The organism is Bacillus infantis (genome assembly GCF_050107595.1).
In the GTDB taxonomy this organism is placed as follows: domain Bacteria; phylum Bacillota; class Bacilli; order Bacillales; family Cytobacillaceae; genus Bacillus_AB; species Bacillus_AB infantis_C.
In genome coordinates, this window is the sequence record NZ_JBNILH010000042.1 from 1 (window position 1) to 255 (window position 255).

A 255-nucleotide genomic window follows, 5' to 3' on the forward strand; every position below is an offset into this window, starting at 1 on the left:
GGATGGGAGCTTGCTCCCTGAAGTCAGCGGCGGACGGGTGAGTAACACGTGGGCAACCTGCCTGTAAGACTGGGATAACTTCGGGAAACCGGAGCTAATACCGGATAATGCATAACCTCTCATGAGGCTATGCTGAAAGATGGTTTCGGCTATCACTTACAGATGGGCCCGCGGCGCATTAGCTAGTTGGTGAGGTAACGGCTCACCAAGGCAACGATGCGTAGCCGACCTGAGAGGGTGATCGGCCACACTGGG

General features: G+C 56.1%; 1 rRNA gene. It reads left to right on the forward strand.

Annotated elements, in window-relative coordinates:
* A 16S ribosomal RNA gene (locus tag ACQCVH_RS25360) occupies positions 1-255 on the forward strand; the annotation flags it as partial.